The organism is Streptomyces sp. NPDC101165 (genome assembly GCF_044768135.1).
GTDB lineage: Bacteria > Actinomycetota > Actinomycetes > Streptomycetales > Streptomycetaceae > Streptomyces.
Genome location: NZ_JBIWPG010000003.1, coordinates 1 through 16562 on the forward strand (window position 1 = coordinate 1; position 16562 = coordinate 16562).

Here is a 16562-nt window from a genome sequence, read left to right on the forward strand (position 1 = left end):
AGCTTCCTGGCTCCCTGCGGCTTCCGGTCTCCTCGGACCTCGAAGTCCATCGCACCCCTTGAACTGGGATGTTGCGACGACCGCTAGAACTCAAGGAGGGAACCGGGCCCTTCGTGCGTCGTGTCAGTCCTCCGGGAAGTCTCCCGCGAGTGCCGAGGCGATCCGCAGGTGCTGGTCCGCCTCGTCGTGCCGCGCCTGCCGCTGGAGCGTGCGGCCCAGCATCAGCCGGGCGTAGTGCTCCACCGGGTCGCGCTCCACGATGAGCCGCAACTCGGCCTCCGCGCGGCGCAGTTGGGCCGAGTGGTAGTAGGCGCGGGCCAGCAGCAGCCGGGGGCCGGTCTGCTCCGGCGCCTCCTCGACCAGGCCTGCCAGCACCCGTGCGGCGCCCGCGTAGTCCTGGGCGGCGAAGAACTGCTGCGCGCGCTCCCAGCGCTCGGCGGGGGTGCCGTGGTCGTAGTACGTGGTCTCCACTTGCGTCTCCACTCGTGACCTCCTTCGACGGCCACAACGGAACGCGGTAGTTCAATATTCCATTACTGCGGGACGGTGGCCGTCGGGTCCAGAGGAGTGTCGAGCAGGGTGGCCAGATCGCGGGTCAGTTCCCGGGTCCGGGCGCCGTCCAGCCCGCCGAGCGGCTCCAGCAGCTGGGTCAGCAGGCCGTGGACGACGTCGATCGCCCGCCGGGTGGTCTCGAGACCCTCCTCGGTGAGCGCGAGCTGCACCGCGCGCGGGTCGCGCGGGTCCTTGGTGCGCTCCAGCAGCCCGGCGGACTCCAGGCTGCGGGCGAGCTTGGAGACGTACAGCGGTTCCAGGCCGGTGTGGTCGGCGAGGCGCCGCTGGCTGGGCCGCTCGCCGGAGCGCTGCATGCCGTACAGCGACGCCACCAGGGAGTACTGGGCGTGGGTGAGGCCCAGCGGGGCCACCGCCCGGTCGACGGCCACCCGCCACTTCATCGACAGCCGCCACACCAGGAATCCCGGGGTGGCCCCTTCGGATGTCTCGCTCATGACGGATACCGTACATGGCTACTATGGCGCTCCTGTGAAGCGCCCGGTCACGACCGCAGCGACCCCTGCAGTGCCGCGTCGGCGGCCTTGAGCACTTCGGCGGCCACGGCGACGCCCTCGACGGGTCCCGGCTCGGTGTCCTCGTGCTCGATGTTGACCAGCATGTCCGGGTCGACCTCGTGGAGGGCGCGCAGGAACTCGGTCCAGTAGGCGACGTCATGGCCCTTGCCGAGCGCGACGAAGTCCCAGAAGGACCCCTTGGGCCACTCGTTGGCCCACTCGTCGCCGCCGAGGTCGGTGCGCGGCTCGTCGGGCGACAGGCGGCGGAAGCTGTTGTCGAGCACGCCGTTGAGGACGACGTGTGCGCGATTGATCCGGACGTCCTTGGCGGCCGCGTGGAAGACCAGCTCGCCCAGGTGGCGGACGACCTCGACGGGGTCCATCTGCTGCCAGAACAGATGCGAGGCGTCCAGTTCGACGCCCACGTGGGTGGCCCCGGTGAGGTCGATGAGCCGGTGCACGTCGGCGCAGTTGAACACGACATTCTGCGGGTGCAGTTCGAGGGCGATCTTGACGTCGTGGTCACGGGCGAGGCGGTCGGTCTCGCGCCAGAAGTCCGCGACGATCCTCCACTGGTGGTCGAGCACGTCCAGGGCCGCGGAGTTCCACGCGTTCACGATCCAGTTCGGGCGGGACGCGCCCGGTTCGCCGCCGGGCAGGCCCGACATGGTCACTACGCGGTGCTGTCCGAGCCGCTCGGCCAGGCGGATGGAGCGGCGGATGTCCTCGGCGTGTTTCGCGCCGATCCGTGGGTTCGGGTGCAGCGGGTTGCCGTTGGCGTTCAGGCCCGCGACGGAGACGCCGGTGCCCTCGAAGAGGCCCAGGAAGTCGTCCCGGGCGGCGTCGCTGACGAGGATGTCGTCGAAGGCCGGGACATGGACGGCGGGCAGGAAGCCACCGGTGTTGATCTCGATGCCGGTCAGGCCCAGACCGGCGACGACTTCGATCGCTTCCGGCAACGGCCGGTCGTGCAGGACCGCGTTGTGGAGTCCGAGCCTCATCGTGTCGTTCCTCGGCCACTTCTCGACGGTACGGGTCCTGGTGTGCGGTGCGGGGTGGGCAGGAAGAGGGGGGTCACCGTGGCCGTTGAAGTGCTGGACCGGTCCGAGCGGGCCTCCCGCACCTGCTGCCGGATCGTCAGCTGGAGGTGGGGAAGGTGAAGCCTGCGGTGATCTGCTGTGTCTGCTGGGGCCAGCGGGTGGTGACGACCTTGGGGCGGGTGTAGAAGCGGATGCCTTCGGGGCCGTGGACGGGGGAGTCGCCGATGAGGGAGTCCTTCCAGCCGCCGAAGGAGTAGTAGGACATCGGGACCGGGACGGGGACGTTGATGCCGATCATGCCGATCTTGACGTTGCGCTGGAATCGGCGGGCGGCTTCGCCGGAGGCGGTGAAGAGGGCGGTGCCGTTGCCGTAGGGGTTGGCGTTGATCAGCGCGATGGCCTCGTCCAGCGTGTCGACGCGGATGACGGCGAGGACGGGACCGAAGAGTTCTTCCTGGTAGGCGTCCATCTCCGCTGTGACGTGGTCGAGGAGGGAGGGGCCCGTGAAGAAGCCTTCCTCGTACCCGTCGATCTTCAGGCCGCGGCCGTCCACGACGACTGTCGCGCCTTGGGCTGCGGCGGTACCGACGGCGTTCTCGACGCGTTCCCGCGCGGCCTTGGTGACCAGGGGGCCCATGTCGGTGCCGGGCGCGTTGCCCGGGCCGACCTTCACCTCGCGGGCCTTGCGCTCCAGCACCGCCACCAGTCCGTCGGCCGCGTCACCCACGGCCACGGCTACGGAGACGGCCATGCAGCGCTCGCCTGCCGAACCGTAGGCGCCTGCGGTGATGTGGTCGGCGGCGAATTCCAGGTCGGCGTCGGGGAGGACGACGGCGTGGTTCTTGGCGCCGCCGAGGGCCTGGACGCGCTTGCCCGAAGAAGTCCCCTTCTCATGGACGTACTTGGCGATCGGCGTGGAACCGACGAAGGAGACCGCTTCGATGCCGGCGTGCGTCAGGATCGCGTCCACGGCATCCTTGCCGCCATGGATGACGTTGAAGACGCCGTCCGGCAGCCCGGCCCGCTTGTACAGCTCGGCGACGAAGTTGGCGGCGGAGGGATCGCGTTCGCTGGGCTTCAGGATGAAGGTGTTGCCCGTGGCGATGGCGATGGGGTGCATCCACAGTGGCACCATGGCCGGGAAGTTGAAGGGTGTGATGCCGGCGACGACGCCGAGCGGCTGGCGGAAGTTGTGGACGTCGATGCCGCGGGAGACCTGGTCGGAGAAGGATCCCTTCAGCACGTCGCCGAGACCGCAGGCGAATTCGACGACTTCGCGGCCGCGGACGATTTCGCCGCGTGCGTCGTCGACGGTCTTGCCGTGCTCGGCGGAGATGATCCGGGCCAGCTCCTCCTCGTGCTCCACGAGGAGTTGACGGAAGGCGAACATCACCTGGGTGCGCCGGGTCAGCGAGGATTCCGACCAGGCCGCGAAGGCGGCGGTGGCGGCCTGGACGGCGGCGTCCACGTCGGCTGCGCCCCCGAGCACGACCCGGGCCTGCTCCTGCCCCGTGGCGGGGTTGAAGACCGGCTGCGTGGCGGTGGCGGAGCCCTGGGTGGGGGAGCCGCTGATCCAGTGGGGAATGGTGTTCACGGGAGCGGGTTCCTTACAGGTAGTGGCGCTGGGTCTGCTTGTGGGCCGCGTAGATGTCGTACGCGGCGCGAGTGGTGTCGAGGGCGGAGACTTCGCTGACGGGGACGTCCCACCAGCCGTGCGCGGGCGGGTTGGGTCCGTAGAGGTCGGTCTCGACGTGGACGACGGTGGTCCGGTCGGCGGCCTTCGCCTTCTCCATCGCCGAGCGGAACTCCTCGACGCCGGTGGCGTGCAGGACGTCCGCGCCCAGGCTGGCGGCGTTGGCGGCGAGGTCGATGGGGAGGACGCTGCCGTCGAGGAGGCCCGAGTCGTCGTCGCGGTAGCGGTATTTGGTGCCGAAGCGCTGGGAGCCGAGTGATTCGGAGAGGGCGCCGATGGAGGCGAAGCCGTGGTTCTGGACGAGGACGATGATGACCTTGAGTCCTTCGGAGACCATCGTGACGATCTCCTGGGCCATCATGAGATAGGAGCCGTCGCCGACCAGGACGACGACCTCACGGGAGGGATCGGCCATTTTGGCGCCGACACCGGCGGCCACCTCGTAGCCCATGCAGGAGTAGGCGTATTCGACGTGGTAGGCCTTCGGGTCGCGGGCTCGCCACAACTGTTGCAGATCGCCGGGCATGGAGCCGGCCGCGTTGATCACGACGTCACGGTCGCCGAGTACGCCGCCCAGCGCGCCGAGGATCTGGGTCTGAGCGGGCAGTTCACCGGTACTGCGGTCCGGAGCGAAGCACTCGTCCTCGATCTCCCGTGTGCGGGCGATGAGCCGGCGGGTGTGAGTCCGGTGGTCCGTGGAGACCTCCCAGTCCGCCAGCGCCCCCGCGAGGGCCTGGATGCCGAGGCGGGCGTCGGCGACCAGCGGTTCGGCGGAGTGCTTGACGGCGTCGAGACGGGTGACGTTGAGGTTGACGAAGGTGACGTCGGGGTGGGCGAAGACGGTGCGGCTGGCAGTGGTGAAGTCGCTGTAGCGGGTGCCGATGCCGAGGACGACGTCGGCCTCGCGGGCCAGTTCGTTCGCCGCGTACGAGCCCGTGGAGCCGATGCCGCCGACGGCGTAGGGGTGGTCCCACGGCACCGCGCCCTTGCCGGCGTGTGTGTCGGCGACCGGGATGCCCGTGGCCTCGGCGAACGCCCGCAATTCGGTCTCGGCACCGGAGTACACGGCGCCACCGCCCGCGACGATGAGCGGCCTCTCGGCGTTGCGCAGCAGCCGCGCGGCTCGCTCGACGGCGCTGGGTTCCGGCACCGGGCGGCCTACGTGCCAGACCCGGCGCCGGAAGAAGGAGAGCGGCCAGTCGTGGGCCTCGGCCTGCACGTCCTGCGGCAGGGCCAACGTCACCGCGCCGGTCTCGACCGGGTCGGTGAGGACACGCATCGCGGCCAGTGCGGCCGGGATGAGCTGCTCGGGGCGGGAGATGCGGTCGAAGTACTTGGACACGGCGCGGAAGGCGTCGTTGACGGTGACGTCCCCGCCTCGGGTGTCCTCCAGCTGCTGCAGGACCGGGTCGGCGGAGCGGGTGGCGAACATGTCGGACGGCAGCAGCAGGACCGGGATGCGGTTGGTCGTCGCGAGGGCCGCACCCGTGATCATGTTGGTGGAGCCCGGGCCGGTGGAGGCGGTGCAGGCGAAGGTCGCCAGCCGGTCGCGCATCTTCGCGTACGCCACCGAGGCGTGCACCATGCCCTGCTCGTTGCGGGCCAGGTAGTAGGGAAGATCCGCTTCTTGCGTGACGGCCGCCTGAAGGAGCGCCTGCCCGATCCCGGCGACGTTGCCGTGCCCGAAGATCCCCCACACACCGGGGATCAGCCGCTGCTCCTGCCCGTCCCGCTCGCTGTACTGGTTGGCCAGGAAGCGGACGAGAGCCTGGGCCGTGGTCAGTCGTACGGTGTTCATTCGTTCTCTCCGAAGGGCAGCCGGTCGTCGATGTCCTGGGAGGTCCAGGTCGATCGCACCCAGCCGTGGGCGGGGTCGTCGCAGATCAGCCATGCGCGGTCGTGGCCGGGGCCGGCCATGACGTTGAGGTAGTAGAGGTCGTAGCCGGGTGCGGCGATCGAGGGGCCGTGCCAGCCGTGCGGGATCAGCACCGTGTCGCCTGCGCGCACCTCGGCGAGCACGTCGATCGGGCGGTCCGGGGTGCCGTGGACACGCTGGTAGCCGAAGCCGTTCTCGCCGGCGATCTGGAAGTAGTAGATCTCCTCCAGCTCCGACTCGACGCCCGGCCGTGCCTCGTCGTGCTTGTGGGGCGGATAGGAGGACCAGTTGCCGCCGGGGGTCAGCACTTCGCACACCAGCAGTTGTTCGGCGTCGAAGGTGCCGGGCAGGCAGTAGTTGTTGACCTGCCGGGAACAGGCCCCGGCCCCCCGGAGTTCGACGGGGACGTCCTCCTTGGGCCCGTACCGAGCGGGGAGGCCACCTCGCTCGGTACGGGCGGAGGGCAGCGCGAACGTCCCGCCGGACACGCTGCTGATGAGGGCCTCCGACTCCCGCGGCAGATACGCGAAGTCGGAGGCCGAGGCGAACACGCTGCCACGGCCCCGGAGTTCGAAGCCGCGGCCGTCCGTGGTGACGGTGCACGCGCCCGTCAGCGGCAGCACCAGGAACTCCGAGTCGCCGGTGGACAGGGTGTGCGCCTCGCCCGGCTTCAGGGTGAGGATCCTGAGGCCGGAGTATCCCCAGCCCGCCGACTTGGGCGTGACCAGGAGGTCGTAGGGTCCGTCGGCCGAAGTTCCCTTCGGCAGGTGGTACTTGCTCGTGCTCGTCACAGCAGGCTCACCGCCCGGTCCACGGCACCGGCGACATCGCCGTCGGAGGGGTAGAGCAGGGAGCGGCCGACGACCAGGCCCTGCGCGGTGGGGAGCTTGAGTGCGCGGCCCCAGGAGGCGAAGGCCGTGTCGGGGTCGGTGACCTCGCCGCCGAGCAGCAGCGTGGGCAGCGTGGAGGAGGCGAGCACGCGCTCCATGTCGTCGACGACAGGCAGCTTCAGCCAGGTGTAGGCGGTACGCCGGCCCAGCCCCGACGCGATCGTGACCGACTTGACGACGGCCTCGGGGGAGAGGTCGTTACGGATCTTCCCGTCCTGCCAGAACGAGATGAACGGCTCGACCATGGCAACGAGTTGATGGTCGTTGAGTTCATTCACCGCGCGGGCGGTGTCCATCAGGGCGGACGGAGTGGCCGGATCGTCCAGGGCGATACGGGTGAGCATCTTGCCGCCGTCGAAGCCCATGGCGGCGATGGTCTCGGCGTCGTAGCCGGTGAACCGGTCGTCGATCTCGAACACCGAACCCGCGAGGCCGGCCCGGTTCATCGAGCCGAACACGCTCTTGCTGTCGAGGACGCCGAGGAGCAGCAGGTCCTCCAGGATGTCGGCGGTGCCCAGCACCCCGGTCACCCCCGGGCGCTCCAGGGCGGTGCACAGCCGCTCCAGCAGCTCGAAGCGGTCTGCCATGGCCGTGGGGTCGTCGCCCACGCCGTTGGCACCCCGCGCCGGATGGTCCGCAGCGATGATCATCGCCTTGCCGTGCTCACCCAGCAGCGAGGTCGCTCGGACGCGGCGAGCGGCCGCTGCCGCTATGGCGCCGGGGTCAGTGACCCGGGCGGACATGATGCGGCTCGCGATGTCGGACGACACGTCGTCACGCCTTTCGTTCGGTGGAGGTGCGGACGAGGGATGCCTCGCGGAGCTTGGCGTCGACCTCGGCCTCGGTCGGCATGGCGTCGGAGCAGGACAGCCGGCCTGCGACGATGGCGCCGGCGGCATTCGCGAAGGAGACCGTGCGGCGGGTGTCCCAGCCGGACAGCAGCCCGTGACACAGCGCGCCCCCGAACGCGTCACCGGCACCCAGGCCGTTCACCACGTCCACCGGCACCGGCGCGATCTCGACCGCCGAGCCGTCCCGATCCACCGCAAGGACACCCTTCGGGCCCTGCTTCACGACGGCCAGCTCCACCCCTGCGGCGAGCAGCGCCTTCGCCGCCGCGTACGGCTCACGCTCGCCGGTCGCCACCTCGCACTCGTCGAGGTTGCCGACCGCGACCGTCGTGTGCCGCAGCGCCTCCGCGTAGGACGAACGAGCCTCGGCCGGGTCCTTCCAGAACATCGGCCGCCAGTCGAGGTCGAAGACCGTCGTCCCGGCCCCGGCCCGATGCGCGAGCGCGGCCAGGGTCGCCGAACGACTCGGCTCCTCGCTCAGACCCGTCCCGGTGATCCAGAAGATCCCCGCGCCCCGCACCGCCTCCAGATCCAGCTCACCCGGCTGAATGTCCAGGTCAGGCGCCTTGGGCAGCCGATAGAAGTACAACGGAAAGTCATCCGGCGGGAAGATCTCACAGAACGTCACAGGCGTCGGCGCAACCCCAGACGTACCGACGAACCGGCCGTCCACGCCGTAACCCTCCAGCGCCGACCGCACGAACGCACCGAACGGATCCCGCCCCGTCTTCGTGATCACAGCCGAGCTGCGGCCGTACCGCGCGGCGGCCACTGCCACGTTCGTGGGGCTGCCACCCAGGTACTTCCCGAACGACGTGACCTCCGCCAACCCCACACCTGTCTGGAGCGGATACACATCCACTCCCACACGGCCCATGGTCAGCACTTCGAATGACATCAGGCTGGTTTCCCTTCGCTCCGACCGTCCCCGGAGGCGGTGGGGCAGACGAGTGCTTGAAGCGCTTTAAGTACGCGCTCTCAAGGCCAGTACGATGCCGTCCATCAAATGTCATGTCAATAGGATGTTGCTACGTGACCACGGTGCGGGCCGGTCGTGGGTCGCGCCCACCAACGGCTGCGCGCCGGGCCCTGCTTCTCGCAGAGCCCGGCGCGCAGCCGGCAGTCAAGGTGTGCCACTTGGTGCCGGGGTCCACCCGGCACCGTGCGGTGGCAGCACGCCTCGGCGAGGCGTGTCAGAAGCGGGGTGCCTGCGGTGTGTTCTGCGGCATCGGGACGATGCGCTGGTTCACGCCGGGGCTCTGTCGACCGGACGGCTTGCAGGTGACGTCCTGTGCCGGCAGCTTTCCGCTGCTCAGGTAGGCGTTGATGGTGCGCTCGGCGCAGGAGCCCGGGTCGCTGGCGTAGACGCCGTGACCCTCGCCGCCCTTGACGTACACCATCCGCGAGCCCTTCAGGGCGCGGTGCATGCCGAGGCCGCTGACCAGGGGCGTCTGGGAGTCCCACTGGTTCTGCACGGTGAGTATGCCGACGTTGTTGTCGACGGTGGTGACGGGCTCGACCGGCTTGTCCCAGAACGCGCAGGGCGTGATGTTGGAGCCGAAGTCGCCGTAGAGCGGGTACTTGGCCTTGTCCTGGATCGCGTCACGCCGGTACTGCTCGGGGTCGCGCGGCCATGCCGCGGTGTCGCCGCAGACCACGGTCCAGAAGGCGACGGCGCCGTTGTCGGCCGGCGGCTGTGCGGCGGTGGCCCCGGACCGGCGCGGTGCCCGCTGGTCGTCCGGCGCGGGGGAACGGTGGGAGACCGCGTGGCCGTCGGCGGCCTTCTTGAGCTCGACGACCGCCTCGGCCGCGTACTTGGGGCTGAAGAACGTGGGACGCAGAGAGGCGCGGATGTCGTCCCCGGTGACCTTCTCGCCACCGTTGTCGATGGGCGTGCGGTCCGCCCGGGCGACCAGGTCCCAGAAGGTCTTCTTCACCTTGGCCGGGGTGTCGCCGAGCCGGTAGGTGCGGTTGTGCTGCGCGGTCCACTTCGTCCAGCGGGCGAACGCCGGCTCCGTGCCCTCCGCCCAGACCTGGATCATGCCCCGCCAGACCCGTGCCGGGTCGACCGCGCTGTCCAGCACGAAGCGATCGGTCCGCTCGGGGAACATCTGCGCGTAGACGGCGCCCAGGTACGTGCCGTAGGAGTAGCCCAGGTAAGAGATCTTCTTCTCGCCCAGAACGCCGCGGATGACGTCCATGTCGCGGGCGGTGTTGCGGGTGGTGATGTACGGGAGCTTGTCACCGTTCCTGGCACGGCACTTGTCGGCGACGGTCCGGGCCCACTTGACGTCATGGCTGAACGTCCGCTGATGGTAGGGGTGTTCGGTGTTCTGCTCCTTGCCCGTGAGACCGCAGGTGACCGGGCTGCTGTGACCCACGCCGCGCGGGTCGAAGCCGATGAGGTCGTACTGCTCGCGGACCTTCTTGGGCATCACGTCCTTCATCATGACCGGCATGTCCAGGCCCTCACCGCCCGGACCACCGGGGTTGAGGAGGAGGGCGCCGTGCCGCTTGCCCGGGACGCTGGTCTTCATGCGGGAGACGGCCAGCTTGATCGTCTTGCCGTCGGGGCGGCTGTAGTCGAGCGGGACCTTGAGCGTCGCGCACTGGTACGCAGCGGGCAGCGACCTGTCGCATCTGTGCCACGCGGGCCTCTGGCTCTCGAATCTGTTCAGCGGTTCCGCCGCGGATGCCTGAGCCGGGGCGAGGGCGGGGACCAGCGTTGCCGTGACCCCCACGGCGAGCAAGGGCGCAATGCGTCCTATCCGCACGATGGTCGTTCCTTTCCGTCAACTTCCGGGAAGGTACGACCATTTCGTGTCCGTGGAGGCCGGCGAATCCCTCTGCAGGGCGGTCTTGCTACAACTCGCGGAGTACGCAGAACAAGACGTACGGAGGAGAACCCGAACGGGCTGATCACCGTCCGCGCCGCCAGGGGCGGAGTGGCGGCGGGGCGCCTCCGCTCCGGCGCCCCGGTCCGTGAGTTCGCGGAGGGTCAGCCGTGCTGTCGCTGTGTCCGGCCGCGCAGCAGGGCGGTGCCCGCGCCGAGCGAGACGACGCCCATGCCGACGCTGGTCATCACCGCCTGGGTGCCGTCGACGGCGAAGGGTGCGACCGCGGCGACGGCGAGGTTGAACAGCAACAGGAACCACAGGACCGGGCGGGAGGAGAGCAGTTGCTTCACGGGAGCTTCCTTTCGGGGACGGACGCGGACTCCCCTGCGGGGCGTCGCTGAACTTGCGTAAGTCAACGATCCCGCTTGCCGTGACGCGGCACGAGGGAGTGCACTCCCGGACCTGTGGTGTAGCCGGCTATACCTTCGTCGGCGGACCCCGGCGCCTGCCGCCTCTCCGACCGGGGCCGGACCGGCAAGGCCGGTGGGCCGCTTTCTACATCCTGGCACTGCCGTTCTTCGGCATCGTCTCCGAGGTCGTCCCGGTCTTCGCCCGCAAGCCGATGTTCGGATACCTGGGACTGATCGCGGCGACGATCTCCATCGCCGGTCTGTCGGTGACGGTCTGGGCGCACCACATGTACGTCACGGGCGGCGTGCTGCTGCCCTTCTTCTCCTTCATGACGTTCTTGATCGCGGTGCCGACCGGGGTGAAGTTCTTCAACTGGATCGGCACCATGTGGAAGGGCTCGCTGTCCTTCGAGACTCCGATGCTGTGGACCACCGGCTTCCTGATCACGTTCCTCTTCGGCGGCCTCACCGGGGTGATCCTGGCCTCCCCGCCGATGGACTTCCATCTCTCCGACTCGTACTTCGTCGTGGCGCACTTCCACTACACGGTCTTCGGAACCGTCGTGTACGCGATGTTCGCCGGATTCCACTTCTGGTGGCCCAAGTTCACCGGCAAGATGCTCGACGAACGCCTCGGGAAGATCACGTTCTGGACCCTCACGGTCGGCTTCCACACCACGTTCCTGGTGCAGCACTGGCTGGGCGCCGAGGGCATGCCCCGCCGGTACGCCGACTACCTGGCCGCCGACGGTTTCACGGCTCTCAACACCGTCTCGACGATCGGATCGTTCCTGCTCGGCCTGTCGATCCTGCCGTTCTTCTACAACGTCTGGAAGACGGCGAAGTACGGTGAGCGGGTGGAGGTCGACGACCCGTGGGGTTACGGCCGTTCGCTGGAGTGGGCGACCTCCTGCCCGCCGCCCCGCCACAACTTCGTTTCCCTCCCTGTCATCCGCAGCGAGTCTCCGGCGTTCGACCTGCACCACCCTGAGATCGCCGCGCTCGAGGCGGCGCAGTAGGTCATGGCCCAAGCCGTACTCGCTCTGGGGGCCGCCACGGTGGCCGCGGCAGGCTGCGTCTGGTACCTGCCGGCGCTCGCCGACCTACGGGCGGGAGCCGACCGGCCGGTGTCCCGTCGCAGGGCGGCCGCGGCCTGCCTCGGCGGCTGGACCACGGTCGGGGTTGTCGCCGTACTGCTGCTCGTCTCGGAAGCATGGTGGGTACCCTCCGGTGCGGCCGTGGCCGGCGTTGCCGTCACGCTGGGCCTTCGGGTCCGGGCGTCCCTGCAGCGCCGCCGCGAGTCGCGCGAGACCGCACGCCAGTGGGCGGAGTTGCGCAAGGATCAGCAACCGCCGGACACCGAACCCGTCCGAACGGCCGTCGTCGCCCTGCTCGTCGGCTGCGGGCTGGCTCTCGCCGTGATCGCGGCAACAGTCATGGTGGTCGTGCAGCCCGGGCACTGCATGGCCGGATGGGCGGTCGCCGCCGTACCGGCCATGATCGTCGCGCTGTTTCTCGGTGTCGCGGCCGTCTCCGGGCGGGCGTTTCGCCGTCATCGTGCCGACGGGAGCGGTCGCCGTCCGTGACCCCACACCGACGGTCGCGGTTCCGCCGTCGGGCGCACCGGTCCGCATGCCTGTGACAGGCATCGTGCCCGGCACGGCGAGCGGACCGACGGGCCCTGTCCCCAGGGCGGTTCGGCCCTATTCCGGGTGACGGGGTCACCCGGATGATCGATGTGCCGGTCGGACCCGCACGACGGATCCCGGCTGGGACGGTGAACGCCGTCCCTCCACCTGCTCACACTCCAGAGGAGATCCATGCTTTCGCCCGAGTCGGCCGCTGTCGTTCGCGCCACCCTGCCCGCCGTCGGCGGCGCCCTGGACGAGATCACCACACGCTTCTACGGCACCATGTTCGCCGAGCAACCCCAACTGCTCGACGGCTTGTTCAACCGCGGCAACCAGGCCAGCGGCGAGCAGCGCCGGGCACTGGCCGGATCCATCGCGGGCTTCGCCCAGGCCCTGCTGGCCGACCCCGACGCCCGGCCGGACGCCCTCCTGGCCCGGATCGCCCACAAGCACGCCGCGCTCGGCGTCACCGCGGACCAGTACACGATCGTCCACAAGTACCTGTTCCGCGCGATCGGAGACGTGCTGGGCGAAGCGGTCACCCCGGAGGTCGCGGCCGCCTGGGACGAGGTGTACTGGCTGATGGCCGGCGCCCTCATAGCCCGGGAGGCCCGCCTCTACCAAGAGGCAGAGGTCGACCCGTGCAGGCCGTGGCGGCGGTGGACCGTCGTGGAGCGGCGCGAGGAAACCCCGGACGTGGTCTCCTTCCTGCTGCGCCCGGCCGACGACGGCCCCCTGCCCCGGGCCTGTGCCGGGCAGTACGTCAGCGTCCGGGTGCTCATGCCCGACGGCATCCACCAGACCCGCCAGTACAGCCTGTCCAACGCGCCCGGCGACCGCCTGCGGCGCATCACCGTCAAACGGGCGGCGAGCGTCGCAGACGCCCCCGAGGGCGAGGTCTCCAACCAACTGCACCGCACGGTACGGGCCGGCGACGAGCTGACCCTGTCGGCCCCGTTCGGAGACGTGGTCCTCGACGACGCCGACACCCCGCTCGTGCTGGTTTCCGCCGGCATCGGCTGCACCCCGATGGCCGGAATGCTCGAACACCTCGTTGCCACCGGTTCGTCCCGGCCGGTCCGGGTCCTGCACGCCGACCGCACCCCGGCCGACCACGCCCTGCGCGCGGAGACCCGACGCCTGGTGGAGCAACTGCCCGACGCCAGGGCCGAGTTCTGGTACGAAGAGGATGCGGCCGAGGAACCGGGGTCCCGCACGGGACTGATGGACCTCGACGGCCTGGGGCTGCCCACCGACGCCGACGTCTACCTGTGCGGCTCGCTGCCCTTCATGCGTGCCGTCCGCACCCAGCTGCTCCAGGCCGGCATCCCCGCCCGCAACATCCGCTACGAGGTCTTCGGCCCGGACCTGTGGCTGGCTCACGCCGCCGAAGGCTGAGACCCTCGCCCCCACCCGTCAGGCGGTGTGGCTCGGCTGGTGCTGTTCCACGGGTGTGAGGTGGGCCAGGCACAGAGAGACATCGGCGAAGGGCTCCGGCCGGGCTGTGCGGATGCCGCAGTAGTCATTGCCTGGGGATGGGTAAAAACTGGTGCCGAAGGCCTGCCGATCGCCCCGTGTCGTGGGGCCCTGCGTTCGGTCGGCCGAGCCCGTAGGGTGACAGGGCAGGGCGAGGTGATGACGGCGCCGGGAGGCGTCGGGAGGAAGCACCATGGCGCACGATCCGTGGCAGCGGTCCTACGACAGCCCGCCGTTCGGCGCCGTACCGGCCGACGAGCCGCAGCAAGGGGCCGCGCCGGCGTCGCCGTTCGTTCTCGGTCCACAGCGACTGCGGCGGCTGCTGGGCGCGGTCGCGGCGATCAGCGCCGACATGGACATCCGTGCCGTGCTGCACCGCATCGTGGAAGCGGCCACCGACCTCGTCGGCGCGCGCTACGGAGCACTCGGCGTGCTCGGGGACGACGGCGCCGTCACCGACCTGATCACCGTGGGCATCGACGACCCGCACCTGTGCGCCGCCATGGGCCTGCCGCAGGGGCACGGCTTGCTGCACACACTGGTGGCCGACCGCAGGCCGTTGCGGGTGTCGGACGTGGCAGCACACCCTCGTTCCGCCGGATTCCCGGCCGGGCACCCGGTCATGCGCACCCTGCTGGGCGTACCGCTGACGGTGCGCGGGACCGTCTACGGCGACCTCTACCTCGCCGACAAGACGGACGGCACGCCCTTCGACGATGACGACGAGAACCTGCTGACGACGCTGGCCAGTGCCGCGAGCATCAGTATCGAAAACGCCCGCCTGTACGAGCACCTCAAACGCGCCGCCGAACACTTCCAGCGTCGCATGCTGCCCGTCCTCCCGGACCTGTCGCCGCTGCAGGCCGCGGTGCGCTATGAGCCCGCCTCCGAGCTGCCCAGGCTGGGCGGGGACTGGTACGACGCCATGGTCCTGCCCGACGGTGCCACCTGCGTGGTGGTGGGCGACGTGACCGGCCACGACGTCGAGGCCGCCCCGCTGATGGGCCAGTTGCGCAACATGCTGCGGGCGCTCGCCTTCGACCGGTGCGAGCCGCCCGGCCCGACCGTTTCGCGTCTCGACCGCGCTCTGACGATGTTCGAGGACCCGCCCATGGCCACCCTCGTGTTCGGTCGCATCGAATCCGGCCCTGATGGACACACCTTCAGCTGGAGCAACGCCGGGCACCCGCCCCCGCTGCTGATCGGGGCGGTCGGCAGCGCCCGCTACCTGGCGCCCGCCCAGCACGGGATTCCGGTGGGCATCGACGCGTCCGTCCCCCGGTTCAGCCACGTGCACCCGCTCCCGCCGGCGAGCACCCTGTTGCTGTTCACCGACGGGCTGGTGGAGCGCCGCGGCCAGGACATCGACGCCGGCCTGGGCGATCTGGCCGAGCAGGCCGCCGCCCTGGCCCGGGCACCGCTGGACGACCTGTGCGACGCCCTCGTCCCTCGAAGTCGCCGGGTGTTCGACGACGACGTCGCCGTCCTCGCCCTGCGCACGCCGGGCGACCCGGCCCAGTGATCGGCCGGCCGACCCGACCGGCCCTGACGGTCAGGAGTCCGCAGAGCTGTCGGCCGGGGCGGGCAGCATGGTCAGCAGCATGACGGTGGGCTCAAGGGCGCGGACGGAGTGCGGCAGCCGGGCGGGCAGGTGGATCCAGGTGCCGGGGGTCGCCTCGGCCTTCTCCTCGCCGAGCACGAGGTCGAGGCGGCCCTGGACGACCTGGATGACCACGGGGAGGGCCGAGGTGTGCTCGGTCAGTTCCTGGCCGGTCGCGAACGCGAAGCCGACCACGCGCAGCCGGTCGTCGCGGTACAGGACGCGGCTGAGGGTGCCGTCCTCCGACAGGGGCAGTTCGGCGGCCAGATCCTGGATCAGGGTGGCGGTCATGCGGGTTTCCATACCCTTGCTCTCCTTACTGGTCACCGGGCGAACGAGTCGGGGACGGCGACCAGGCTGATCGCGCCCAGGTGGTCCCGGTGACGTTGGAAGACGCTGCGCATGTGCAGCACACGCTGCCGAGCCGCCGGGTACCGCAGGGCGCGGCCGGCGATGCCGAGAGCACGGATGAGTCCTTCGTCCGCGATGACACGGTGTGGTTCCAGCAGTGCCATCGGTGCCGTTCTGCGGGCGGTGACGGTGAAGCCCTCCGCGGCGAGCAGGTTCTTCCAGCCGGCCGGGGTGAGCGGGCGGGCGCCGACGTGGATAGCCTCGTGCAGGTCGGCGGCGATCTGCCGGGCGAGGGCCGGATCGATGTCGTCGGGCACGAGGCACATCTCGTGGATGGCGTAGCGACCGGACGAGTCGGCGAGGAGACGGCGTGCCTCTCGTACGACGCGCCGCTTGGCGGGCTCGGGCTGCATGGTGAGCATCGCCTCGCCGTACACGACGGTGGCGCTCCCGCTCGGCAGACCGGTGTCCGCCGCATCCGCCCGCACCGCGCGGACCTCGGTCGGTCCGGGAGCCGTGAGGGCGCTCAGGCGCGTCACGGCGGCTGCGTCGCGGTCGACGGCGGTGTAGGTGGCGGGCGTGCGCGCGAGCGCAAGCCGGGCGGTCGCCCCGAGTCCTGCGGCCAGTTCCACCACGCGGTCGTCGGGACCGATGGCGAGTGCGTCGAGCATCGAGCGGGTCAGTTCCAGACCGCCGGGGCGCAGGACGCGCTTGCCCAGGCGGGCGAGGAGCCAGTGGCCGGGCATGCGGGAGGCGTCGAGACCTTCGCCGGGTATCGGCATGTCCTGGGGGAGTGGCTGGTTGCGGTCTGTCGTCGCCATGGAGTGAAGCCTCGCTCTC

Annotated in this window: 15 protein-coding genes and 1 pseudogene; 4 read left to right on the top strand and 12 right to left on the bottom strand. The window is 70.2% G+C overall.

What is annotated here, in order from left to right:
- Window positions 1-123 precede the first annotated feature (123 nt).
- From ACIRVH_RS06620 to ACIRVH_RS06665, 10 genes are all read right to left on the bottom strand, one after another.
- Window positions 124-471, bottom strand: a complete 348-nt coding sequence (locus tag ACIRVH_RS06620; protein WP_403949915.1) for a tetratricopeptide repeat protein — start codon at window positions 469-471, stop codon at window positions 124-126.
- A 62-nt stretch (window positions 472-533) separates the two neighbouring features.
- The gene (locus ACIRVH_RS06625) at window positions 534-1007 is read right to left on the bottom strand and encodes a MarR family winged helix-turn-helix transcriptional regulator (RefSeq protein WP_403948788.1); all 474 of its coding nucleotides are present in this window, start codon (window positions 1005-1007) and stop codon (window positions 534-536) included.
- A 47-nt stretch (window positions 1008-1054) separates the two neighbouring features.
- Window positions 1055-2068 (bottom strand): sugar phosphate isomerase/epimerase family protein, encoded by a 1014-nt coding sequence (locus ACIRVH_RS06630; protein ID WP_403948789.1) that lies wholly within the window; start codon window positions 2066-2068, stop codon window positions 1055-1057.
- Window positions 2069-2204: 136 nt separating this feature from the next.
- Window positions 2205-3701, bottom strand: a complete 1497-nt coding sequence (locus tag ACIRVH_RS06635; RefSeq protein WP_403948792.1) for a CoA-acylating methylmalonate-semialdehyde dehydrogenase — start codon at window positions 3699-3701, stop codon at window positions 2205-2207.
- A 13-nt stretch (window positions 3702-3714) separates the two neighbouring features.
- Window positions 3715-5598 (bottom strand): 3D-(3,5/4)-trihydroxycyclohexane-1,2-dione acylhydrolase (decyclizing), encoded by a 1884-nt coding sequence (gene iolD / locus ACIRVH_RS06640; protein WP_403948795.1) that lies wholly within the window; start codon window positions 5596-5598, stop codon window positions 3715-3717.
- A complete protein-coding gene (gene iolB, locus ACIRVH_RS06645; RefSeq protein WP_403948798.1) occupies window positions 5595-6467 on the bottom strand; it encodes a 5-deoxy-glucuronate isomerase in 873 nt (290 codons plus the stop codon). The genes iolD and iolB overlap by 4 nt, the downstream gene beginning before the upstream one ends.
- On the bottom strand, window positions 6464-7336 hold the full coding sequence (locus ACIRVH_RS06650) for an aldolase (protein ID WP_403948801.1): 873 nt from the start codon (window positions 7334-7336) through the stop codon (window positions 6464-6466). The genes iolB and ACIRVH_RS06650 overlap by 4 nt, the downstream gene beginning before the upstream one ends.
- Before the next feature lie 4 nt (window positions 7337-7340).
- Window positions 7341-8315: a 5-dehydro-2-deoxygluconokinase gene (gene iolC / locus ACIRVH_RS06655; RefSeq protein ID WP_403948803.1), complete on the bottom strand. Its 975-nt coding sequence runs from the start codon at window positions 8313-8315 to the stop codon at window positions 7341-7343.
- A gap of 295 nt (window positions 8316-8610) precedes the next feature.
- A complete protein-coding gene (locus ACIRVH_RS06660; protein WP_403948806.1) occupies window positions 8611-10191 on the bottom strand; it encodes an alpha/beta hydrolase in 1581 nt (526 codons plus the stop codon).
- 224 nt (window positions 10192-10415) lie between these two features.
- Window positions 10416-10604, bottom strand: coding sequence for a hypothetical protein (locus ACIRVH_RS06665; protein WP_403948808.1), 189 nt, complete (start codon window positions 10602-10604; stop codon window positions 10416-10418).
- 206 nt (window positions 10605-10810) lie between these two features.
- Here ACIRVH_RS06665 and ACIRVH_RS06670 point away from each other — a divergent pair.
- The 4 genes and pseudogenes from ACIRVH_RS06670 to ACIRVH_RS06685 all read left to right on the top strand — a co-directional run.
- Window positions 10811-11683, top strand: a pseudogene (locus ACIRVH_RS06670) (cbb3-type cytochrome c oxidase subunit I); the annotation flags it as partial.
- Window positions 11684-11686: 3 nt separating this feature from the next.
- Complete coding sequence (locus ACIRVH_RS06675; protein WP_403948810.1) at window positions 11687-12250, top strand: hypothetical protein; 564 nt, start codon at window positions 11687-11689, stop codon at window positions 12248-12250.
- 234 nt (window positions 12251-12484) lie between these two features.
- Window positions 12485-13693 (top strand): globin domain-containing protein, encoded by a 1209-nt coding sequence (locus tag ACIRVH_RS06680; protein WP_403948813.1) that lies wholly within the window; start codon window positions 12485-12487, stop codon window positions 13691-13693.
- A 271-nt stretch (window positions 13694-13964) separates the two neighbouring features.
- Window positions 13965-15293: a PP2C family protein-serine/threonine phosphatase gene (locus ACIRVH_RS06685; protein ID WP_403948815.1), complete on the top strand. Its 1329-nt coding sequence runs from the start codon at window positions 13965-13967 to the stop codon at window positions 15291-15293.
- A gap of 30 nt (window positions 15294-15323) precedes the next feature.
- Here the strand turns inward: ACIRVH_RS06685 and ACIRVH_RS06690 are convergent, their stop codons facing one another.
- Window positions 15324-15662: a cupin domain-containing protein gene (locus ACIRVH_RS06690; protein WP_403948818.1), complete on the bottom strand. Its 339-nt coding sequence runs from the start codon at window positions 15660-15662 to the stop codon at window positions 15324-15326.
- A gap of 32 nt (window positions 15663-15694) precedes the next feature.
- Window positions 15695-16543, bottom strand: a complete 849-nt coding sequence (locus ACIRVH_RS06695; RefSeq protein ID WP_403948821.1) for a class I SAM-dependent methyltransferase — start codon at window positions 16541-16543, stop codon at window positions 15695-15697.
- Between the last annotated feature and the right edge of the window lie 19 nt (window positions 16544-16562).

Excerpts from the sequence above, each read along its gene's own strand:
- iolD (WP_403948795.1), bottom strand. The coding sequence starts at position 5,598 with ATGAACACCGTACGACTGACCACGGCCCAGGCTCTCGTCCGCTTCCTG.
- ACIRVH_RS06680 (WP_403948813.1), top strand. The coding sequence starts at position 12,485 with ATGCTTTCGCCCGAGTCGGCCGCTGTCGTTCGCGCCACCCTGCCCGCC.
- ACIRVH_RS06630 (WP_403948789.1), bottom strand. The coding sequence starts at position 2,068 with ATGAGGCTCGGACTCCACAACGCGGTCCTGCACGACCGGCCGTTGCCG.
- ACIRVH_RS06690 (WP_403948818.1), bottom strand. The coding sequence starts at position 15,662 with ATGACCGCCACCCTGATCCAGGATCTGGCCGCCGAACTGCCCCTGTCG.
- ACIRVH_RS06675 (WP_403948810.1), top strand. The coding sequence starts at position 11,687 with ATGGCCCAAGCCGTACTCGCTCTGGGGGCCGCCACGGTGGCCGCGGCA.
- ACIRVH_RS06695 (WP_403948821.1), bottom strand. The coding sequence starts at position 16,543 with ATGGCGACGACAGACCGCAACCAGCCACTCCCCCAGGACATGCCGATA.
- iolC (WP_403948803.1), bottom strand. The coding sequence starts at position 8,315 with ATGTCATTCGAAGTGCTGACCATGGGCCGTGTGGGAGTGGATGTGTAT.
- ACIRVH_RS06685 (WP_403948815.1), top strand. The coding sequence starts at position 13,965 with ATGGCGCACGATCCGTGGCAGCGGTCCTACGACAGCCCGCCGTTCGGC.
- ACIRVH_RS06625 (WP_403948788.1), bottom strand. The coding sequence starts at position 1,007 with ATGAGCGAGACATCCGAAGGGGCCACCCCGGGATTCCTGGTGTGGCGG.